The sequence below is a fragment of the Gluconacetobacter asukensis genome, assembly GCF_014174375.1.
GTDB lineage: Bacteria > Pseudomonadota > Alphaproteobacteria > Acetobacterales > Acetobacteraceae > Gluconacetobacter > Gluconacetobacter asukensis.
In genome coordinates, this window is record NZ_JABEQE010000017.1 from 22,757 (window position 1) to 45,229 (window position 22,473).

Here is a 22,473-nt window from a genome sequence, read left to right on the forward strand (position 1 = left end):
CTTTTGCATCCATATTCATGGTGGAAACAATATTCTTATGTTTTCAAGAATTTGTTCTATTATTTAATAAGATACGCGCGCTTTCTCAATCACGTATCTTATAAAGAAATCTCAAACCCTATTTGTAATGGTTATAAGATTGTCGCCTCAGGCCCCATTTCCGGTCGGCCGGAAATGCGGAATCGCGGAAAGAAGATCAATCGTGTAAGCATCCCTGGGCTGTCGGAATATCTCTTCGCAACTCCCACTTTCCACGACTTTTCCGTGACGTAGAATGAGCATTCGCGAACACAGCATGCGCACGACATGCAGGTCATGACTGACGAAGAGATAGGACATGCCTTTTTCGCGCCGCAGCCGTTCCAGCAGAGCCAGCACTTCCGCCTGAACCAGAACATCCAGAGCCGCCGTCGGCTCATCAAGAATCAGCAATTGCGGGTCGACCGCGATCGCCCGCGCGATGCCGACCCGCGCGCATTGTCCACCGGACATCTGATGCGGATAACGATTCAGCAAGCCCTCGGGTAACCCGACAGAACGAGCGCATGCGATCACGCGTTCCCCCAGTTCAGACGTCTCGCCCTGCTGAAGACGGCGTATCGGGTCAGCAATCGCATCGAAGGCGGTAAAACGTGGATTGAGGCTGCCGGCCGCATCCTGGAAAACGAACTGGATCTGGCGGCGCAACGGCGTACGATAGAAATGATCGGCCGGCATCTGGCCGATCGGTTGCCCGCCAAACAGGATTTGTCCCCCATCCGGATTGATCAGCCGGCTGACAAGACGTGAAATCGTGCTTTTACCAGACCCCGATTCACCAATCAGGCCGAGGCTTTCCCCGCGTCCGATCGTGAAGGAAACATCGTCCACGGCACGAAAATCCCGACCGTATGTCTTGACCAGGTTCCGAACGTCCAGAAGAGGCGCCGCGGAAGCCGGTGGCACCGATACGGATTGCGGGCCCAGTCTGGACTGTTCCGTCGGACAGGCATTGACAAGACGCCTGGTATAGGCATCGCCCGGATCGAGAAACAGCGCGTGCGGGTCTCTTCCGCTCTCGACAATGTAGCCTTTGTTCATGACGGCGACGTCATCGCAATACTGCGCCGCCATCCCCAGATCATGCGTCACCAGGATCATGGACATCCCGCGGGCACGCGTCAGATCCAGTAGCAGGTCCATGATGGCTTTCTGGGTCAGCACGTCCAGGCCCGTGGTCGGTTCATCCGCGATAATCAGATCCGGCGAACACGCAATGGCCATGGCGATCACGATCCGCTGGCACAGCCCCCCGGACAGTTCATGCGGATAGGCCGCCAGGCACCGGGCCTTGTCGGCTATGCTGACCTGCTCCATCAACTCGGCCAACCGCCGATGCAATTCCGCCGCTGTGGGCTTTTCATGCGCCAGGATGACATCCGCCAACTGGTTCCGAATCCGCCGTGTCGGGTTCAGGGCCGCACGCGGGTTCTGAAAAACCATGGCCATACCCGCGCCCCGCAATTCGCGCGGCACCCGGTGCGTAATCTCCCGACCATCAAAGCGGATACATCCGCGCGTGATGGATGCCTGCCGAGGCAACAACCCCATGACCGACAGGCCAGTCACGGACTTTCCCGAGCCACTCTCGCCCACCAACGCCAGAATCTGGCCCCGTTGCAGCGAGAGGGAAATACCGTGCAGGACTTCGGATACCCCGCGTGGCGACGTAAAGCTGACACGAAGGTCTTCGACTTCGAGGATTGGCGGCGTCATGCCCGTGTCCTCGGATCCAGAAGGTCGCGAAGACCGTCACCCATAAGATTGAAACACAGGATGGTTGCCATCAGGGCGCAACCCGGAAAGACAACCAGCCACCAACGACCCGATGACATAAAATGCGCGCCATTAGCCACCATGATGCCCCACTCCGGAGTCGGAACCGTAATCCCGAGCCCCAGGAACGATAAGCCGGCGGCATTAAGGATTGCCCAGCCCAGATTCAGGGAAGCCTGTACGGCGATCGTCGGCATGATGTTAGGCAGCAGAAACATCAGGACAATGCGCGACGGCCCGTTGCCCGAGACGTGGGCAGCCTCTACCCAGCCAAGCTGACGGCGCGCGGCGACCTCGGCACGTGCAATACGGATATAGAACGGAAAGTTGATGATCGCCGTCGAATAAACAAGATTTTCGACCGAGTTGCCCAGGACAGCCACCAGGGCCATCGCCATGACAAACAACGGAAAGGCGGTCAGAACATCCACGATCCGTCCGGTGATCCGGTCCAGCCAGCCACCATGATATCCGCTGAAACATCCGACGGTCACACCGACGGCCATCGACAGCCCCACAGCTGAGACGGCGATCGCGAGGTCAAGACGTGCCGCTGCGAGGACCCGGCTGAACACGTCACGCCCCAGTTCATCCGTGCCGAACCAGTGCATGCCGTCTGGAGGACGCAGCGCATGCGGTACGTCCGACGCCAAAGGGTCGTAACGGGTGATCACGGGTCCCAGAAGCGCCAGAATGACGATCAGGGTGAGTCCCGACATCGCGAAGAGCGTGACTGGGTTTTCCCGCGCGAACCGTAATGCGGTCGAAAGGCCTGCACGTTCCTGCCGGCCGGTGGACTGTGTCGTCATTCTACCGTCACCCGGGGATCGAGGACGCTCAATAACAGATCGATTACCAGATTCACCATGACGAACAGAAAAGCCATCAGCAGAATGAAGCCCTGTACCGCCGCGTAGTCAGATGCAACCAGCGCATCCAGCGCGTAGGACGCAACACCGGGCCAGGAAAAGATCTTCTCCACCAGCACATTGGCGCCCATCATCGTGGAAAAGACGATGCCAATCGTCGTTAGCACCGGCATCAGCGCGTTTCGCAGCGAATAGACGATGACGATGCGCCAGGTCGGCAACCCCATAGCGCGCGCCGTACGAATAAAGTCGGAATTGACGACGGACAGCATCGCCGCCCGTGTCATGCGGGTCAGCGGCGCTATCACGAACAAGGCCATTGTGGTTGCCGGCAGAATCAATTGCTCCGCCGCCTGTCGCCATCCCGCCCAATCTCCGGCCAGTGCGAAATCAATCAGCAACATGCCGGTCACGCGGTGGGGAAGCGGCGTGAAAATATTGATGCGGCCGGTTGGGTCCGGCGCCAGACCGAACATGTAATAGAATAGATACACCAGCAGGATACCAGATACGAAGGGCGGCACGCAAAAACACAGCGAGCAGAACGCACGCACCCACTGGTCCCACATCGACCCGGCCCACCACGCCGCCAGCACGCCCAACGGGAGGGAGATCACCAGACTGAACATCAAGGCCGTCAATGTCAGCTCCAGTGAAGCGGGCAGGCGCTCCCGCATATCCTGCGTAACCGTCTGTCCGGTCACCAGCGAATTTCCCAGGTCGCCTCTCACCAGTCCTTCCAGATAATGCAGAAACTGGAGCGGCATTGACTGGTCCAAACCCATTTTGTGCCGCAATGCATCGATTTCAGCCTGCCCGGCATTTGGGCCGGAAGCAAAATATACCGCGGGATCACCGGGCAGAACCCGCATCATGATAAACGCGAACAGAATCACACCCAGCAGCGCGGGAACCGCCGCCACGATGCGTAGACCGATGCGGGTCGCTCCCGCCCTGCTGATCATCGCGCGATTCCCCGAGCGTACGTCATCATGCCCTGCTCAAGGTACGAAAATCGACCTGCCTATAATATTGATAGGTAAATCCCTCCATATCCGAACTGGAAACGGCATCCATCTTCGGCTGCCAGAGCATGACAAGGGGAACCTGATCGATCAGAAGGGAAATCATGTCACGGCAGTCCTGTTCATAGGCGGCTTCATCGATTTCGAACCGCGCCTTTTCGATCAGGGAGACCATGCGCATGTTGCGCCAGTTGGAGAAATTCCACCTCTGATCCCGCGTAAAATACAGATAGAAAAAATAATAGGTCCGTTCGATCCAACCCGCGCCGGTATCGGTATAGAATGGCAACTCACGCTTTGCCTGCATCGTATTGAAGGTCGCATCCGGCAATTTGTCGATCCGAACCTTTATCCCGATCTTGCCGAGAGCTTCCTGCACCAGCGCCGCCATTGGTTCGGCCGTTGTCGTCTGGCTGGTCGTGTACGAAAATGTGGTCTCGAACCCCTGCGGGTAGCCGGCTTCGGCCATCAAGGCACGCGCGCGTGGCAGGTCGGTGGCAAGCGGCAATGATTGTGGAAACGAGATGTCCGGTGCGACATCATGCCATCGCGCGCCATAGAGCGGTTGACCACGCCCGAACAGGCAGGCCGCAAACATATCGTCATACGGCAGCGCCGCCGCGATCGCGCGCCGGACAAGAACGTTATCGAATGGCGCGCGCTGCGTATCGAAAGCCAGGTGAGTAAAGCAATTGCTCTGGACGATTGAGGAGATTTTGACGCGCTTGCGCATCGCCATGGCAATGATATCGTAAGCCTGAAGGTCGATGGCGATATCCGCATCCCCGCGCTCGACCAGACTCGCCCGCGCCGTTGCTTCAGGCACTGTCTGGCTGATCACATGCTCGAAGAATGGGCGCGAACCATCGGCGGTCGACTTCCAGGCATCGTTACGAGTCAACGAGACATTGATGCCCGGGCGGAAACTGTCCACGCGATAGGCCCCGCCGGCGGCTGTGTTATGTTGCAGCCATTGTTGGGCCCATGGATCGTCGTGCGTTGCATAACGGCGGGCAAGGCGGCTGTTGATCATGATGGCATAAGGCATCGCCAGATTCGCAACCGCCAGCCGATCGGGCTTCGGCAACGTGATCTGGATCATATGCTCGCCGACAATTCGGAACTGGTCCGGCGACGTCATGGACCCACTCGTGAATTGCGGAACCGCAAGCGAATGTCCCTGCACACACCGATCCAAGGACCATTTGATATCCTCGGCCGTAACAGGCGTCCCATCATGCCAGACGGCATCGGGCCGCAAATGCAAGGTGATCGTGCATTGGTCGTCGCTGACTTCGCATCGCTCCGCCAGTTCACCGCGCAACGTCTCCGGGTCGAACGTCCACATGCCGTCCGCGAGGGGCTTGCGCCCGAACGTCATGAGCCGATCGTAAACGCTCATGCTCAAGCCGAAAGACTCACGTGTAGAACCCAGCATCGTGGGGTCCAGCGTGTTGATGGATCCGCCAGTCACATGCCGCATCGTCGTGCGTCCGACCCGCGCGCGCGCGGCCGAAGCCGCCAGCGTCACCGGACCACCCGCAGCAAGCAGGGACAGGGCAGCCAGAACGCTCCGTCGATCTATGACCTGGGTCATCGCGTTCCCCTTTCCAGGCGCCGAAACACCTCGCCGATTCATGATCTTCTCACCCGCCAGATGTCACGCTGCAACGTCATTCTGGAACGGGCAGATCCTCCCAGACTGATAAAACACGCCAGATCCGGCCTCGGGAAAGCCCTAGTCCGGATGTCCTGCCGGCCAACGCATTTCGGCCTGGGGGATATCGTAATCACACAGTGACTGCCAGTATTGTTCGATATCGTCAGCGAAGAGCCGCCCCGTTATCCCCGCCACAAGTTTCGGAATGGCGAATTTCATCGCATTGATGGACGATCCGGACGGACCGAAGCTCATGGTCGAGGCAATCGAGAAAAGATGAATGTGACGCAGCCATGACGTCCGCCCGATCTCTTTTGGCTGCAATGCGTAATCATTGCCAAGATAGGGAAAACGCGCCAGCCGGTCGTTTTTTTCTTCTTCCGGCGGAGAAAAGCGATCGCCCCACGTCGCGATATTGTCAGCGCAACGCGCCAGTTCCGGGCGACAGGCTGGATTGACTTCTATACCAGTGGCGCAGATCGCGAAGTCGGCATGAAAGACACCCTGTGGAACATCCAGATCCACACCCTCACCCGCGACGCGCGCTCCGTGCCACGATGCACCGGTATGGAGTTTGAAATTGGCGTGGCGTGCGCATCGGTCCCATGTCGGTTGCGGAAACCCTTCACGAAGGCCCAGAATATAATTCATGAACCGCCATTTCCACGTGTCGTCCAGATCGGAAAAATGACGCAGAAATCCGGTAAAGGTCAACCACAGATAAGGCTGCACAAGCTGAGGCGCCGCCCGGCGGCAGAACAGGTGGACCTCCGCGGCACCAGCCTCCAGCGCCATCGCCGCGTTGTCGAACGCCGACGCCCCGGCCCCGAGCACGGCGACGCACTTGCCGCGCAAGGCAGAAAAATCGATGGCATCGGCGGCGTGCGCCCTGAGATGCTCCGGCAGGTCCCGCAGGAAATCCGGCATGGACCAACGACCGAGGCTTTCCTGTCCGGTTGCAAGAACAACCTTGCGTGTATAGCGCGTCTGAATCCGACCATTCGCCTGCTGCAGCGTGACGGCCAGACTATCGTTATAAGGCTGGATATCGACCACACATGTCTCATTCCACACGGGAACCCCAACCGTGTCACGCAACCAGAGAAGATATTCGGCCCAATCCCGACGGGGAATCAGGTGCAGGGTCCCCCAATGATCCGGTCCGAATTTTTCCTCGTGCCAGCTCTGATATGTCAGTGCCGGAATATCGAGATCAGGACCCGTGAAATCTTTCGGACTGCGCAATGTATGCATGCGGGCGTAAGTCAGCCATGGCCCCTCCATGCCGCGAGGCGCCTGATCGACGACGAGAATATTGGTCACATGCTCCCGGATCAGGCCAAACGCGGCAGCAATGCCGCTCTGGCCGCCCCCGACGATGAGGACATCGAGCATGATGGCCTCATCAGGCCCCCTCAGCGGCAGAACCCACGACCGTTTCGGATGAGAGATACGGGCCAGGTCGTCGCGGGCACGACGGGTCAACGCTTCCAGCCGTTTTCCCGCCTCAGAATCAAGCATATCGCCCAATAAGGCCTCCCGTCGCACCGTAATAACACCGTTACGACAGGAAGAAGAAGGGTAGAATGTTTTGCAAGTGGAATTGGCGGATTCCTCTATCAAAAATGGCCTGCGAGCATTTTAAAAATCAATTGCCACAAGTCATCTTGCAAGCGGCATCGCCATTGACAGATGGCAAAGAATACTTCGATATGATTCATAAGAAATCCAGATAATTTGGTCGCAACATTGCCGGAGGCCGGACATGGATCTCAATCTTCACGGGAAGAAAGCTGTCGTGCTGGGTGCGAGTCGCGGCCTGGGGCGCGCCATCGCCTTGTCGTTTCTGGCCGAGGGGGTCCATGTCTACGCAACCTCGCGCCAGCCGGATGATATCATCAGTTGGCGTGATAGGCTTCCCGCGGAACAGCAGGAACGCGTAACCCCTTTGCCGCTCGACCTTTCCGAACCGGCATCCATCGCCGCCGCTGTGGAGCAGATCACCGTCACGGGTGGGACCGATATTCTGGTCAATAATAGCGGCGGACCGCCGCCGAGCCCGATCAGAGCCATAACGCCGGAAATATGGGCTGCGCAGTTCGACATGATGGCGACCCGGATTTTCCAGATCACGAGCCTCCTGCTGCCGCCCATGCGCGCCCGGCGATGGGGACGGATCCTGACGGTGGCGTCATCCGGCATCATCCAGCCCATTCCCAACCTCGGCCTGTCGAACAGCATCCGTTCGGCAATCGGTGGATGGTCGAAGACATTGAGCAATGAGGTCGCGAGTGAGGGCGTTACGGTCAATATGGTCATTCCCGGCCGCATTCATACCGATCGCGTCGACCAACTCGACGCACTCGCCGCACAGCGTCAGAACATTTCGGTAGAAGAGGCCGCCGCATTGTCATGCAGGACGATTCCGGCCGCTCGTTATGGCCGACCGGAGGAATTCGCTGCCGTGGTGACGTTCCTCGCCAGCGAGCAGGCAGGCTACATTACCGGCTCACAGATCCGCGTTGATGGTGGCATGATCAGAAGTATCTAATCATCGACATGGCATGAATGCGTGACCGAATGTCCTGCAGACCCCTTAATAGAATCCTCAATTATTCTTTGCGGTTTCCGATGAAAATTTCCTTGCATCCTTTATATCCCACCACCCTCTCATTCCTATAATAAGATTATATAGTCAGGCGAATATCGTAATCAGAGCCGTCCTTTTCTTTCCACGGCCCACGCCTTATCCTTGTATAAGATATGTCATGAAGTGGCGTGAGCGGCTGGCAAAACGGAAGAAGGGCAGCACGCATACGCAGTGCAATCTATCCATGACGGCGCTAGCCTATCCGACGGGCATCCTCCCGCAACCGTTCTGATAAACTCATGTAATAGTAAATATTTTTCAACATCAGGATATGTATCATCATGGTCCACACTGATCGTCGCCTTGCGAGCCCCTCAATCATGCGTTTGATCGTCGAGCGCTGGTCGCCACGGTCTTTTACAGATGCTTTGATTTCCGATGAAGAATTGCGCGCAATTCTCGAAGCTGCGCGCTGGGCGCCATCACAGTACAATTCGCAGCCCTGGCGTTTTATGTATGCGCGACGCGGTACGGAGAACTGGGATCTTTTTCTCTCCTGGCTGAAGCCCGTCAATCAGCGCTGGGCCAAATCGGCATCCGCGCTGGTTTATGTTGCTTCGTGCAAGACGATGATTCCGCGCATGACACCCGATCCCGTCTTTTCGAGAACGCATTCCTATGATGCTGGAGCAGCTGCCATGCTGATACTCCTGCAGGCGACCTATGCAGGATGGGCCGCCCATACCATGAGTGGTGTCAGCAATATCGAAGAAACTCATGCCGGTTTGAAACTCCCGGACTCTTTTGCACTGGAAACCGCAATCGCGATTGGCAAGCAAGGTGCCCTCAGTATGCTGCCCGACGACCTCGCCGTCCGAGAAAAGCCATCCATGCGCGTTGCGTTGGATGAGATAATATACGACGGTACATTTGCAGGACAAGAAAATCCTTATCGAAAGGCTCAATAAGCGATTATACCAACGTTATAGGCACTGACCTGTGTGAGCCCGCTTTCTGAGTCCGATGGATCGGATGGTATCAGACGCAGCGGCAAGATTGTTCCAAGCGAAACAGGCGGCGTCGATGATGTGATCGATGCTGTCGAAGACGGTATTGGACAGCCAGTTGGCGCGCAGTGAGGTGCCTCCCCCCTTCAGGGTGGTCCATTGGGTAAGATGGAATTCACTGCTGTGAAACGCTTGGCGACGGTGGTCCGGATCGAGAGTTAGTCTCCAGCTTTGCTGGCCCCATGGGGGCCAGCAAGATTTTTGCCCTGGCAGCATATTCTGCCGGTGGCGTGTGGTCGAGAGCCGAGTGAGGACGGCTCTCATTATAGTCCCGGCACCAGGCCTCGATCTGGCGCTGGGCCTCAGCGATCGAGCCGAACCAGTGCAGGTTCAGGCACTCATCCCTGAGCTTACCGTTGAACGTCTCGATATAGGCATTGTCGGTCGGCTTGCCGGGACGAGAAAAATCCATGCGAACGCCGTGATGGTAAGCCCATAATCTGCTCCAGGCTGAACCGCTTCGTCTTCATCCCGTGAACTCCCCTTCATGAGGAAAGTTCGCCAAAAAGACTGACACTCAAACCGGACCAGTTTCACAGAGGCAGATCAGTCAGGGAAGCACCCGCGCCGAAGAACGTGGAGTCCGGCAAGGGCTCGACGCCTCACCGTTCATCGCGATACGCGACGATTCAGCTAGTGCGCTCCGGCACGGTGCCACATCGGAGCACCAGAAACGCGCGGCGGACGCGCCGCCGGCGCGCATTTCCGGTCAGGCTACTTACGGCCGGAAACTGGTCGCGCTATCGGTCGCCACGGCATCGTCGAGATCATCGGTGGCGCCACTGACGCCGACCGCGCCGATGAGATATTTTCCGTTCATGACAGGGTGAGAACCCGGCACCGCCGTAATGCCGGGAAGCGTCATCAGGAAGGCCTGGTTCTGCTTGATGCGCTGGGAGAACTCCTTGCCGGGCGAGGAATACAGGGCAGCCGTCCGCGCCTTCTTGATGGCGGTCTCGTCCGTTCCCGTCTGGGAATCGTCCATGCGGGTAAAGGCCAGCAGGCGGCCCGATCCATCGACGATCGCGATGCTGACCCGCATGCCGCGCTGTTTCGCGTCGGCCTCCGCGGCATTCAGCAGACTTTTCGCACCCTCGCTGCTGAGAATCGCCCGTGTGAGCAATTTGCCTTCATCGGCATGGGCCGCCGCGAAGGCGGGGAACAGCGCCAGAACGGCCAGGGGGCCGAGATGTCTGATTTTCATGTGCACTCCGGATACAGGAATGGTGGGAACTATGTCGCGTCAGTGAAAATGCTTGGCCGCGTCGATGACGAGAGCCTGCTCATTCTCATTGGTGTCGCCACTGGTGCCGATGCTACCCACGACCACATCGCCCTGCTTGAAGACTGCGCCGCCTGCCGAAGGCAGGATGCCGGGGACAAAACCGATGGGCAGATTCTGCGCTCGCGCGGCATCGAAGAATTCGATCGTGTTCCGTGCGAACCGCGCCGCCGATTTCGCCTTGGCGATCGAGGCCTCGACGCAGCCCGCATACGCGCCCTGCATCCGGGTAAAGGCGACGAGATTTCCGTCGGTATCCTCGATCGCTATGCAAAGCTTGAGATGCCGGCTCTCGGCAAGCCCGACCGCGTAATGGGCCATGTTCAGCGCCGCCTCGGTGGTGATGTTGAGCTGCGGGGCCGTCGATGACGATTGAGCGAGCGCCGGGGCGCTGAAGGACGCCAGCGCGGCGAGAACTGTAAACATCCACTTCATGTCACGGGTTACCTTATTCTGATTGTTATTCGTGAACCCTGATGACGTTTCGATCGCAGCGCGAACACACAGGCGCCGAAAATAAAAACGTCCGCCAGTCAAAAGACTTTTACCTAGTTTACTTGATAGTCTTTACTATACTTCCCGAAGATATCAAACCACCCAGAGAGGGAACAACGAAACCTCTCATGCATGTGATAAGACATCATCACCTGTTTTCACGAATCCTGCCGCGCATGATCCGGCGCGGCCGGCACGCAGAGCGGCTGCAGGAAGCGCGGCATCCAGCCACGCGCGATCAGCCAGCCGTCGATCGAGAGTCTTCCCGCACCGGCCATCGAAAAACTCGCGAACAGCACGATCATGAGCATGGGATATTCCCAGCCCCCGACCGGCGCATTGTTCCAGGTGAAGCCATCCCCAAAATGACGGCCATATTGATTGGCGATCAGATAATAGACCGCCCCGCCCACGCCGGCCGCGCGGGTCAGCACCCCCATCCCCACGCCGATCGCGATCGCGAGTTCGCATAATCCGGCCGCGATCACGGCCAGCCCCCCCGACGGCAGGCCAAAGCCGATGAAAAGCTGCGCCATGTGATGGAAGGAATGAAATCCTGCAAACAGTTTTTCCGCGAAATGCCCCACCATGTCGAATCCGAAATATATGCGGATCGTCGCGACCTGCCATTGCATGAGGCTGCCCGATCCGGACACGCGAGAGGCCGCCCAGTCATGAACGGCGCAATCGACGTACAGCACGAAAAAAACCAGGAATGCGATCGTGGAACTGGCCATGCCCGGCACCGACCCATGGATGGCCGCCACCCGCCAGCTGATCACGAAGGGCAGCATCGAGCCCAGAAAGCCGACGATGAAATGTCTCGGCATCACCAGAATCGCGACAAGCAGCGCCAGCCCGTCGAGCCCGATCGTGGAGAGGCGCGCGAAATCCGGAATCACCGGATCGACGAACGAGGAATAGACCATCGCGCCGCCGCATGCCGCCAGCGCCGGCCACAGCAGCCAGCAGGGCACGAAGCGCGGACGGAGCGCCACGAATGACGAAGGCGGGATATGCGTTTTCAGCGACATTGTCTTTTCTCTTGAACGTCACAGGATGGCGTGGAAGTTGACGCCGAGGATCGCTGCATTGGGAACGCGGCCCGAGCCGCCCGGTCGCCAGAAATACTGAAAATCCGGCGCGATATCGACGCCGTCCCTGAGGTGGAAATTGTAGGTGGCATCGAAGATCGCCTCGTGGCTGGCAAGCAGCGGCAGGTCGGGCACAAGCGGATCGGGCGTGAAGCTGGTCGCGGTCGGCTGCCAGATCGACTTGACGTTGGGGCCATAGCGAAGGGTGGACCAGGTCAGCCCCAGCGCGTCACGCGGCCGGCCGGGAAACTGCCCGACATCCAGCAGGCCGACATAGGCCTGGTCCGACACCACGGAGATCGCGGATGTGACATGAGTATAACCGCCCTGGACGATGACGCCGCTGTCGGAATAGTGGCCGTTGCGCAGCACCATCTGGTCGAACGCGATATAGCTGATCATCTGGCCGTGCCGCCAGCGGGTTACGCCGTCAGCCGCCGGCACGTTGTAGGCGTGGGGGGAGGAATCCCACAACATGCCGGCCTTGTAATGCCCGTTGAGGCGATGCGGGCCGAAGACTGGCTCGTAACCGCCGCCGAAGGCCAGGGTCACGCCCGTCATGTGGTCGCCGCCCCAGTCGGTGCCGGCGGTGCCGCCCTTGATCGGGCTGGTTTCATAGGCGCCGAAGGTGATGTAGGTCGGCACTGTCGGGCGCACGCGCAGCATCGCGGACCATGCGGTGCCCGGCCAGGAGGAATAGCCGTCCGTGAGGGTCGTCGCCCGAGGCTGGCTGCATGTCGCTTGGCCCATGACCAGGCATTGCAGCGGGCTCGAATCGAAATCCGGTCCGGGCGCGTAGCGGCCCATCGTCAGGATCACCCGTCCATGCATCCATTTCTTCTGGGCGTAGAAATAGACCAGATGGATCACGACATTGCCACCGCCACCATAGATCTGCTCGGGGTTGACGATGCCGTCCTGCAACGCATCGGTCGACAGGCGCCTTCCATGGCGTTGAACGGCGGTGATGGTGGTGGTGAAATCGGGAATATGCAGGATCCTGTCCCAATCCAGATCGACTTCGACCGCGACCTGGCCCGCGAAATCCTGCGCCTTGCGGGTGCCGCCCGAGAGATTGCCGGCGAATTCGGACCAGTCGTCGATCAGCAGGTTGACCCCCTTGTTGGCAAGGGAATCATGCCAGCGCGCCGCCTCGCCCTGCAAAAGATGGGTGACGGGCGGAGGCGGCGGATAATTGGATTCCGGCGGAATCGCATTGAGGATTTCCGGCAGGGCGCCGGGGCCGGTATTCGTCGATTGGGCCCATGATCGCACGGCCGGCATTATCATGGCCGCGACGAGAAGGACGAACGCGGGAAAAAAGCGCGTCGCCCGCCTTGCATGCAGGATGTGCCCGACCGTATCAGCACGGCTGACCATGAAGAAACCTCGTATTTTTATTATTTTTTCAGATTTCTTGATAAGTGCGTGTCGTCTTCATGCCATGCGGATGATTTCCGTTATGGGCGGGAGGATTCCAGCCCGTGTCTGCCAGGCCGCGCTGATCCGGTGCCCCCCTTACCCGTGCGTGGGCATGGCGAATTCCGCGCCGCTGCGGATGCCCGTGGGCCAGCGCTGGGTCACTGCCTTCATGCGCGTGAAGAAGCGTACACCCTCAGGCCCGTGCATGTGATGATCGCCGAACAGCGAATCCTTCCAGCCGCCGAAGGAATGGAAGGCCATCGGCACCGGGATCGGCACGTTGATGCCGACCATCCCGGCCGTGACCCCGTGGGTGAAGGCACGAGCGCTGTCGCCATCGCGGGTGAAGATCGCCGTGCCGTTGCCATAGGGGCTGCCATTGACCAGCTTCAGCGCCGTCTCGAAATCGGGCGCGCGCATCACGCACAGGACCGGGCCGAAGATCTCCTCGCGGTAGATCTCCATCTCCGTCGTCACATGGTCGAACAGTGAGCCGCCGATGAAGAAGCCGCCTGCATGATCCTTCACCACCAGGTCACGCCCGTCGACGACCAGCGTCGCCCCCTGCTCGACGCCGGAATCGACCAGCGCGCGGATCTTCGCGCGATGCTGGGCGGTCACGACCGGCCCCATCTCGCTGGCCTCGTCGGTGCTGGGGCCAACGCGCAATGTCCGCGCCCGCTCGGCGATCATCGCCACCAGCGGGTCGGCAACCGGGCCGACGGCGACCGCGACCGAGATCGCCATGCACCGCTCGCCGGCCGAGCCGTAGGCCGCGCCGATCAGCGCGTCCACGGTCTTCTCCAGGTCGCAATCCGGCATGACGATGGCATGGTTCTTGGCACCGCCCAGCGCCTGCACCCGCTTGCCGGCCGCCGTCCCGGTCGCATACACGTGCTTCGCGATCGGCGTCGAGCCGACGAAGCTGACGGCGGCGATGGCCGAGTGTTCGAGGATGCCGTTGACCATGTCCTTGTCGCCATGGACGACCTGGAACACGCCGTCGGGCAGCCCGGCCTCCTTGAAGATATCGGCAAGCAGAACCGAGGCGGAGGGATCGCGTTCGGAGGGTTTGAGGATGAAGCAATTGCCCGTGGCGATCGCCATCGGCGCCATCCACAGCGGCACCATCACCGGAAAATTGAACGGCGTGATACCGGCGGCGATCCCCAGCGGCTGGCGCATGGTCCAGGCATCGATGCCGCGGCTGACCTGCTCGGTATATTCGCCCTTCAGGATCTCCGGCGCGGCGGTAGCAAATTCCACGACCTCGAGCCCACGCATGATCTCGCCCTTCGCGTCCGACAGCACCTTGCCGTGCTCGGCGGTGATGATCGCGGCGAGATCATTGCTGCGTGCCTCGATCAGGCCGCGGGCGCGGAAGAGGATCCGCGCCCGGGTAAGCGGCGGGGTTTCGGCCCAGGCCGGAAAAGCCTGCCGGGCAGCGGCAATCGCGGCCTCCAGGTCCTCGGCGTCCCCGAGAGCGACCTGGCATGCGACTTCGCCGGTCGCGGGATTGAAGACGTCGGATCGGCGGGTGCCGTGGCCTTCTGTATGCCGGCCGCCGATGACGTGGGGAATGGTATGGGTACTCATCTCTCTGCTCCTGAACTGCATGGGTGGGGGGCGGATTCACGCGGCCCGATCAATAGGAGGCCGAACCCGTGGCGGGCGCGCCAGCGTCGCCCGACTTGACGAACCGGCGGACCTCCGCGACGGAATCCTGCGCCGCCTGCACGAGCAGGCGGACATCATTGGAGACCGTGACCAGATCACATCCCCAGCCGATCGCGCGGGCCGCATAGGCGGCCGAGCCGTTATGCAGCCCCATGCGGATACCGGCCGCGCGGGCGGCGGCAATGATGCGCTGGATGACCTCCAGCATCTCGGACTCCTCGCGGTCGAAGCCGGTGCGGTAGCGCCGCCCGGTCAAGCCGAGCGTCAGGTCGGCTGGGCCGACATAGACGCCGTCGAGCCCCGGCGTGCGGACGATTTCGTCGAGATTGGCCATCGCCTCCGCCGTTTCGATCATTGCGAAGCACAGCACCTCGTCATCGGCGACGGCCCCGTAATCGCTGCCCAGCGCGAAATTCGCCCGCGTCGGCCCGAAACTTCGGCAGCCGCCGGGCGGATAGCGCACGTATGAGACCAGCCGCTCGGCATCGGCGCGGCTGTTGACCATCGGGCAGATCACGCCCCAGGCGCCGGCATCCAGCGCCTTCATGATCGAGGCCGGGTCGAGCCAGGTCGACCGCACCATCGGCGCCACGCCCGACGCCCGCATCGCCTGGAGCATGGCGAGCATGCCTTCGTAGCCGATGGCGCCGTGCTGGGTGTCGATGGTCACCGAATCATAGCCGGCGGAAGCCATGATTTCGGCCGAGAACGGGTTGGCAATCGACAGCCAGCCGTTGATCACGGCCCCGCCCTCTGCCCAGATGCGCCGAATCGGGTTCCTGTTCATGATTTCTGTCCTGACCTGTCGGAGCGGCGCTAGTAAATGACCGGCTCGGGCACCGGGGCCCCGAAATCGGTCTGGAGGAAATCGAAATCGCACCCCTCGTTCGCCTGGCGCATATGGTGTGCTGCCATCCAGCCATAGCCGCGCCCGTAGCGCGGCGGCGGCGAGGTCCAGGCGGCGCGGCGGCGGGCAAACTCCTCCTCGGGCACCTCCATCGAAATCGACCGCGCCTCGACATCGATCGAGACGATGTCGCCGGTTTTCAGCAAGGCCAACGGCCCGCCGACATAGCCCTCAGGGGCCACATGCAGCACGCAGGCGCCGTAGCTGGTGCCGCTCATCCGGGCGTCCGACAGGCGGAGCATGTCGCGATGCCCCTCCTTGATCAGGCGCTTGGGCATCGGCAGCATGCCCCATTCCGGCATGCCCGGCCCGCCCAGCGGCCCGGCATTGCGCAGCACGAGGACATGGTCGGGGGTAACATCCAGCGTCTCGTCCTCGATCGCCTTCTTCATGCTCGGATAATCGTCGAAGACCAGCGCCGGGCCGCTATGCTTGTGAAATTTCGGGTCGCAGCAGGCCGGTTTCATCACGCAGCCATCGGGTGCCAGGTTGCCGCGCAGGACGGTGAGCGCCCCGCCCGCCTGGCCGGTGAACATCGGCCGGTCGAGCGGCCGGATGACATCGTTGTTCCACACCTGCGCGTCCTTGATGTTCTCACCCACGCTACGGCCGGTCACGGTCAGGCAGGTGAGGTCGAGGAAGGACGAAATCCGGTTCATCAGCGCCGCGATGCCGCCGGCATAATAGAAATCCTCCATCAGATAGGTCGTGCCGGTCGGCCGGACATTCGCGATCACCGGCACCTCGCGGCTGGCACGGTCGAAATCATCGAGACCGATCGGAATGCCGGCGCGGCGCGCCATGGCGATCACATGGATGATGGCATTGGTCGAGCAACCCATCGCCATCGCCACCGCGATCGCGTTGAGGAAGGCGGCGTGGGTCTGGATTCTCGAAGGTTTCAGATCCTCGCGGACCATGTCCACGATCCGCCGCCCCGAACTCTTGGCCATGCGGATATGGTTGGAATCGACCGCTGGAATCGAGCTGGCCCCCGGCAGCGACAGGCCGATCGCCTCGGCAATGGCGGTCATGGTGCTCGCCGTGCCCATCGTCATGCAGGTGCCGGCACTGCGGGCGATGCCGGCCTCCACGCCCTGCCAGTCCGCCTGCGTGATCTTGCCGGCCCGCAATTCATCCCAGTATTTCCAGGAATCCGCGCCCGAGCCCAGTGTCTTGCCCTGCCAGTTGCCGCTCAGCATCGGCCCGGCGGGCACGTAGATCGCCGGAATATCCATGCTGGTTGCACCCAGCAGCAGGCCGGGCGTGGTCTTGTCGCAGCCGCCCATCAGCACTGCGCCATCCACCGGATAGGAGCGCAGCAATTCCTCCGCTTCCATCGCCAGCATGTTGCGATAGAGCATGGTGGTGGGCTTCATGAAATTCTCGGAGAGCGAGATCGCCGGAAGCTCGAGCGGGAAGCCGCCGGCTTCCAGCACGCCGCGCTTCACATCCTCGACCCGCTGCCTGAAATGCATGTGGCAGGGGTTGATGTCCGACCAGGTGTTGAGGATCGCGATAACCGGCTTTCCCTCCCAGTCCTGCGAATCATACCCCATCTGCATCGCGCGCGAGCGGTGCCCGAAGCTGCGCAGATCGGCCGGCCCGAACCACCGCTCGCTGCGCAGTTTGCGCCTCTTGGCGGCGCCCGCTTCCAGGTCGGGCGTCCGGGCTCCGGCATCTTCTGTCATGCGTTCTTCTCCTTGCCCGATCACGGCCGTCTGCCGCGGCGGGATGGCGGGTGCTCTCGGCTGCAAGTTAGGGCGCGACAGATCTATGGTGTCCAGATTAGATACGGCATGGATTGAGACAGGATTGGTATCGATGCTTCAGCTCACCCAGGTCCGATGCTTCGTCGCGGTCGCGGAGGAGCGTCATTTCGGGCGGGCGGCCGCGCGGCTGAACATGACGCAGCCGCCGCTGAGCCGGCAGGTCCAGCTTCTGGAACACGAGCTCGGCGTCGAACTGCTGGAACGCACCAGCCGCAGCGTCCGGCTCACCCAGGCGGGCACGGTGTTCCTGCCCGAGGCGCGGCGCCTGCTGCGCAGCACGGAGGATGCGATGCTCGCCGCCCGCCGGGCCGGACGCGGCGCGCTGGGGCAGATCGCGATCGGCTTTACCCCCTCGAACAGCTACGATTTCCTGCCCCGGCTGATTTCCGCCCTGCGCGCGGACTATCCCGATGTGGAACTCATGCTGGAGGAAATGATCACCCGCGACCAGCTCGCGGCACTGGCCTCGCACCGCATCGACCTCGCCTTCGTGCGGCCGCCCTTCGATGCCGCCGAGATCCGGTCCCGACGGGTACTGGCCGAACGCATGGTCGCCGCGCTTCCCGCCGATCATCCGCTCGCGGCGCGCAGCGCGCTGACGCCGGCGGACCTGGAGGGCCAGGAGCTGATCATGTACTCGATCCTCGGCAGCGGCTATTTTCACGACCTCGTGCGCCGCCTGCTGGTCAGCGCGAACATCCGGCCCCGACTTGTTCATCACCTGACGCAGATCCATGCCGTACTCTCGATGGTGAAGACCGGCGTCGGCATGGCGCTGATCCCGGAATCGGCATCCCGGCTCGGTATCGGAAATGTTATCTGCCGCCCGCTGGCCTTTGGGGAGGAGATCGAAGTCGAGCTGTTCATGGCGCATCGTGCGGGGGATGCAAGCCTGGTCCTTGAAAATGTCATGGCTGTTGCGGAGAAAATCGCCAAAGCGGGTCGGCTGCCCACTGCATCCATCCCCTGACCGGCGGGAGGCCCGAGCGGCCGATCCTGCCCGAACGATGCGTTCCCTGTATCGATCCATACGAAGTTTGGCTTTGACGCAGCCCGGCGCCACGCGTTCCCTATGCCGCAGGACCGCGTGACGTCGCGGTGCGGCGGCCCATCCATCATCTCCTGCTCCGCTGCCCGGCCCACGCACTGAGGGAGAAACGAGGGTGACTACAACAAGAGGGCCAACAATATGCCCCCCGGTCACGCATCCATCGGCGACCAACGAGGCGGCCTGGGCCGGGCAGCGCACGGTCGTGCGCTACGCCGTCCTCGCGTTCCTGTTCGTCATCACCGCAATCAATTACGGCGACCGCGCGACGCTTGGTATCGCGGGCTCCAGCATCGCGCATGATCTCGGCCTGACGCCGGTGGCGATGGGCTACGTCTTCTCGGCCTTCGCCTGGGCGTATGTGCTGAGCCAGGTGCCGGGCGGCTGGCTGCTGGATCGCTACGGTTCCATCCGCGTCTACGGCGTCAGCCTGTTCGCCTGGTCGGTCTGCACGCTGGCGATCTCCGGCATCGGCCGAATCCCGCATGACATTGCGTTTCCCGCGCTGTTCGTGCTGTGGGCCGGGCTGGGGCTGGTGGAGGCACCAACCTTCCCCGCCAACAGCCGCATCGTCTCGAGCTGGTTTCCGACCTCCGAGCGCGGTCTCGCCACCTCCATCTTCAACTCGGCGCAATATGTCGCCGTGGCGTTCTTCGCGCCGGTGATGGGCTGGGTCACTCAACGATTCGGCTGGGAATACATCTTCGCCGCCATGGGCATCGCGGGCATGGGGCTCGCGATCTTCTGGCTCGCCCGGATGCAGCCACCGGCCACCCATTCCGCCGTCAGCGCCGCCGAGCTTGCCTTCATGCGCTCCGGCGGCGCGCTGGTCGATATCGACGACCGCACCCGGCGGGTCAGGACCACACTCACGGAGCGGCAGATCCGCTTCATGCTGACCGACCGGACCCTGCTCGGCGTCTATGGCGGCCAATACTGCATCACCGCGATCCTGTATTTCTTCCTCACTTGGTTCCCGCTCTACCTGCACCAGTCCCGGGGGCTCTCGATGACCCAAACCGGTCTGGCGGCCAGCGTACCGGCGCTGTGCGGACTGGCCGGCGCGATCATCGGCGGCGCCCTGTCCGACATGCTGCTGCGCTCAGGACGATCGGAAACCCTGGCCCGCAAGGCGCCCTACGTCATCGGAATGGCCGTCGCCTCGACCATCTGCCTGTGCAATTTCGTCCATTCCGCGTGGCTGATCGTGGCGATCATGTCCTTCGCCTTCTTCGGCAAGGGCGTCGCCGCGATCGGCTGGGCGGTCATCTCCGACATCGCGCCCAAGGAGGCACCCGGACTGGCCGCCGGGATCTTCAACGGGATCGGCAATATCGCGGGCATCGTGACGCCGATCGTGATCGGGTACATCGTCGCCTGGACGAAATCCTATGACGGGGCGCTGCTTTTCGTCGCAGCGCACTGCATCGTCGCGATCCTTCTCTATCTCTTCGTGGTGGGCAAGATAAGGCGCCTTTCCCTGCCCACCTGAAACCGGCTCGCATTGTCGCGGGGGCGGCAGGACCGGCAACGATCAAAGACAACAATAATAATAAAAAGAGAACATTCCATGTCTCATCTCATCGACGCTTCCGGCCGAAAGCTCTCCCGGCGCGCCGCGCTGTCGGGGCTGGCCAGCGGCCTGGCGCTGGCCGGGTTTGAGGCCGCCGGTGTCCAGCTGGCCGCGGCGGCATTCCGGCCGCCACATCTCCAGGCGACCGTGATCGCGTCCTCCCCGCGTTATCTATGCAACGCGGTCGCCGCGACACGGGACGGCACCCTGTTCCTAGGCGCGCCACGCTGGGAACTGATGGAGGACACGCCCTGCGTGTTCCGCGCCGCGCCGGACGGCGCGCTCCAGCCGTTCCCTGGCGGAAGCTGGAACCAATGGAAGCCAGGCGCCGATCCGACCAATGCGTTCCTGATGGTCAACGGCCTGCATATCTTCAGCGACGATACGCTGTGGGTCGTGGACCAGGGCGTCGACCCGACGACCGGGGCCACGGTGCCCGGCGGGCAGAAGCTGGTGCAGTTCGACACAAGGACCGGCAAGGTGCTCCAGGTGCTGCGCTGGGGGCCCGACATCCTGCCGCCGGGCGCGGCGATGAACGATCTGCGCATCGCCGGTGACCTGATGTTCGTGACCGATTCCGGGCTCGGCGGGATTATCATCCATCACATGGGCAGCGGCGAGACGGTGCGCCGGCTGTCGGAGCATCCGCTGCTACGGGCGACCTATGCCAAGCCTATGCGCGGGCGCGACGGGCATATCTTCATGGACAAAAACGGCAAGCGGCCGCTGGTCCACTCGGACATGCTCGAAATCACCGCCGACAGGAAATGGTTCTATTTCTCCGCCCCCATCGGTCCGCTGCGCCGCCTCCCGACCAGCGCCCTGCTCGACATGGGGCTGACCGACGCCCAGCTCGCCGCGAAGATCGAGACGGTGCTGGAGATGCCGACGATGATGGGAACGGCCATCGACACGCTGGACAATTTCTATTTCGCCGATGCCGAGCGCGGGCGGATCGTGGTGCTGACGCCGGAGCGAAAGCAGTTGACGCTGTTTGAGGACGCGCGGCTGGTCGACGGCGATGCCCTGTTCATCACCGCCGATCGCCACATGCTGGTTCCGATTGCGCAGACCGAGCTGCTGCCGGGAAACAACGCGGGCCTGAATGCCCTGAAGCCACCCTTCATCAGCCTCGGCTTCCCACTTCCGGAGACGCTGTACGGCCATCGGCTGGGCAATGTCGTGAGCAGCCTCTGATGTCTAGATTTCGAAATTCCAAGTAAAATAAAATGACAAGATAATAATCGTCCGTACCCGGCCATCACGACGAGAGCGGATTCCCCTGGCTTCATGGCCAGAGAACCGGCTTTCAGGGTCAGGACCGATCTCTCCCGTGACCGCACGGTGCCGATCTCGGGAACGCATGAAGTCTATCAGGAGAAAGCAATGAAGCGACGCGACGTCATAAAAGGGGGTCTGGTGCTGATGGCGACCACCACGCTGGCCTCCATCTACAAACCCGCCTATTCCAAGACCTTTGTCGGCGGCAGCGGCCTGTGGAAAGCCGATCCGCCCCCGCCGCTGACGGTGGTCGACTCCAGCCGGCTGGTCTATCTGACCCAGGCCGAGGCAAAGCTGGTCGGCGCGGTGTTCGATATCCTCATTCCCCCTGACGAACTCGGGATCGGCGCGACCGAGGCTGGCTGCGTGACCTTCCTCGATCACCAGTTGGCCGGGCCCTATGGCGCGGCGGCGAAGGATTACAGGCTCGGGCCGGTAGTCGAGGGGTTGCCGCAACAGGGGCCGCAAAGCATCGCGACCCCGGCGGAGCTCTACCGCAAAGGTCTGGTCGAACTCGACCACGCCGCACAGGCGAAGTTCGGCAAACCGTTCATCGATCTGGCGGAAGACCAGAAGATCGATTTCATGAAAGGAATCGAAACCGGGACGATCGCCTTCGAAACGCTGAAATCGAACGAATTCTTCTCCATGCTGCTTCAGAACGTCCGCGAAGGCTATCTGGCCGATCCGATGTATGGCGGCAACCGCGGCATGGTCGGATGGAAACTGGTCGGATTCCCCGGGGCAATCTACGATTATCGCGACTGGATGGTGTCGAAACGGGGACAGAAGATCGACGTAGAACCCGTCAGCCTGCTCAGCCGCGCCTGATACCGGGGCGCCCGGCGGGACGTTTCGGGCAGCTTTGTCTTGATCGAGCTACAATAAAAAGAAAA

General features: G+C 61.4%; 18 protein-coding genes and 2 pseudogenes. 6 read left to right on the forward strand and 14 right to left on the reverse strand.

The window, feature by feature from the left end; translation table 11 throughout:
• Positions 1 to 147: 147 nt before the first annotated feature.
• From nikE to HLH35_RS15950, 5 genes are all read right to left on the reverse strand, one after another.
• Positions 148 to 1,755 (reverse strand): nickel ABC transporter ATP-binding protein NikE, encoded by a 1,608-nt coding sequence (nikE, locus tag HLH35_RS15930; protein WP_182980088.1) that lies wholly within the window; start codon positions 1,753 to 1,755, stop codon positions 148 to 150.
• Entirely contained in the window at positions 1,752 to 2,624 is an 873-nt protein-coding gene (locus HLH35_RS15935; protein WP_182980089.1) for an ABC transporter permease, read from the reverse strand. Before HLH35_RS15935 ends, nikE begins: the two co-directional genes overlap by 4 nt.
• Complete coding sequence (locus HLH35_RS15940; RefSeq protein WP_182980090.1) at positions 2,621 to 3,649, reverse strand: ABC transporter permease; 1,029 nt, start codon at positions 3,647 to 3,649, stop codon at positions 2,621 to 2,623. The genes HLH35_RS15935 and HLH35_RS15940 overlap by 4 nt, the downstream gene beginning before the upstream one ends.
• A gap of 25 nt (positions 3,650 to 3,674) precedes the next feature.
• Entirely contained in the window at positions 3,675 to 5,240 is a 1,566-nt protein-coding gene (locus HLH35_RS15945; protein WP_220790723.1) for an ABC transporter substrate-binding protein, read from the reverse strand.
• A 207-nt stretch (positions 5,241 to 5,447) separates the two neighbouring features.
• Positions 5,448 to 6,992, reverse strand: coding sequence for an FAD/NAD(P)-binding protein (locus HLH35_RS15950; RefSeq protein ID WP_220790724.1), 1,545 nt, complete (start codon positions 6,990 to 6,992; stop codon positions 5,448 to 5,450).
• 142 nt (positions 6,993 to 7,134) lie between these two features.
• On the opposite strand from HLH35_RS15950, the gene HLH35_RS15955 reads away from it, so the two are divergent.
• Positions 7,135 to 7,920, forward strand: coding sequence for an SDR family oxidoreductase (locus HLH35_RS15955; RefSeq protein WP_182980092.1), 786 nt, complete (start codon positions 7,135 to 7,137; stop codon positions 7,918 to 7,920).
• A 380-nt stretch (positions 7,921 to 8,300) separates the two neighbouring features.
• Positions 8,301 to 8,927, forward strand: a complete 627-nt coding sequence (locus HLH35_RS15960) for a nitroreductase family protein (protein ID WP_182980093.1) — start codon at positions 8,301 to 8,303, stop codon at positions 8,925 to 8,927.
• A gap of 15 nt (positions 8,928 to 8,942) precedes the next feature.
• Here HLH35_RS15960 and HLH35_RS15965 read toward each other — a convergent pair.
• The 9 genes and pseudogenes from HLH35_RS15965 to araD form a co-directional block, all read right to left on the reverse strand.
• A pseudogene (locus HLH35_RS15965) lies at positions 8,943 to 9,095 on the reverse strand (IS630 family transposase); the annotation flags it as partial.
• Positions 9,096 to 9,141: 46 nt separating this feature from the next.
• Positions 9,142 to 9,462, reverse strand: a pseudogene (locus tag HLH35_RS15970) (integrase core domain-containing protein); the annotation flags it as partial.
• Positions 9,463 to 9,744: 282 nt separating this feature from the next.
• Positions 9,745 to 10,230, reverse strand: coding sequence for a GlcG/HbpS family heme-binding protein (locus HLH35_RS15975; RefSeq protein ID WP_182980094.1), 486 nt, complete (start codon positions 10,228 to 10,230; stop codon positions 9,745 to 9,747).
• Positions 10,231 to 10,269: 39 nt separating this feature from the next.
• Positions 10,270 to 10,845 (reverse strand): GlcG/HbpS family heme-binding protein, encoded by a 576-nt coding sequence (locus HLH35_RS15980; protein WP_246385158.1) that lies wholly within the window; start codon positions 10,843 to 10,845, stop codon positions 10,270 to 10,272.
• 116 nt (positions 10,846 to 10,961) lie between these two features.
• Positions 10,962 to 11,837, reverse strand: a complete 876-nt coding sequence (locus HLH35_RS15985; protein ID WP_182980095.1) for a DoxX family protein — start codon at positions 11,835 to 11,837, stop codon at positions 10,962 to 10,964.
• A gap of 18 nt (positions 11,838 to 11,855) precedes the next feature.
• Positions 11,856 to 13,277, reverse strand: a complete 1,422-nt coding sequence (locus HLH35_RS15990) for a carbohydrate porin (protein WP_182980096.1) — start codon at positions 13,275 to 13,277, stop codon at positions 11,856 to 11,858.
• Between the two features lie 138 nt (positions 13,278 to 13,415).
• The gene (locus HLH35_RS15995; RefSeq protein ID WP_182980097.1) at positions 13,416 to 14,915 is read right to left on the reverse strand and encodes a CoA-acylating methylmalonate-semialdehyde dehydrogenase; all 1,500 of its coding nucleotides are present in this window, start codon (positions 14,913 to 14,915) and stop codon (positions 13,416 to 13,418) included.
• A gap of 49 nt (positions 14,916 to 14,964) precedes the next feature.
• On the reverse strand, positions 14,965 to 15,783 hold the full coding sequence (locus HLH35_RS16000; protein WP_182980098.1) for an HpcH/HpaI aldolase family protein: 819 nt from the start codon (positions 15,781 to 15,783) through the stop codon (positions 14,965 to 14,967).
• A 29-nt stretch (positions 15,784 to 15,812) separates the two neighbouring features.
• Positions 15,813 to 17,594, reverse strand: coding sequence for an L-arabinonate dehydratase (gene araD, locus HLH35_RS16005; protein ID WP_182980099.1), 1,782 nt, complete (start codon positions 17,592 to 17,594; stop codon positions 15,813 to 15,815).
• Positions 17,595 to 17,727: 133 nt separating this feature from the next.
• On the opposite strand from araD, the gene HLH35_RS16010 reads away from it, so the two are divergent.
• The 4 genes from HLH35_RS16010 to HLH35_RS16025 all read left to right on the forward strand — a co-directional run bounded on the left by HLH35_RS16010 (position 17,728) and on the right by HLH35_RS16025 (position 22,408).
• A complete protein-coding gene (locus HLH35_RS16010; protein ID WP_182980100.1) occupies positions 17,728 to 18,645 on the forward strand; it encodes a LysR family transcriptional regulator in 918 nt (305 codons plus the stop codon).
• 193 nt (positions 18,646 to 18,838) lie between these two features.
• Positions 18,839 to 20,215, forward strand: coding sequence for an MFS transporter (locus tag HLH35_RS16015; RefSeq protein WP_338029373.1), 1,377 nt, complete (start codon positions 18,839 to 18,841; stop codon positions 20,213 to 20,215).
• A 78-nt stretch (positions 20,216 to 20,293) separates the two neighbouring features.
• On the forward strand, positions 20,294 to 21,493 hold the full coding sequence (locus tag HLH35_RS16020; RefSeq protein ID WP_182980101.1) for an L-dopachrome tautomerase-related protein: 1,200 nt from the start codon (positions 20,294 to 20,296) through the stop codon (positions 21,491 to 21,493).
• A gap of 189 nt (positions 21,494 to 21,682) precedes the next feature.
• Entirely contained in the window at positions 21,683 to 22,408 is a 726-nt protein-coding gene (locus HLH35_RS16025) for a gluconate 2-dehydrogenase subunit 3 family protein (protein ID WP_182980102.1), read from the forward strand.
• The last annotated feature ends 65 nt before the right edge of the window (positions 22,409 to 22,473 follow it).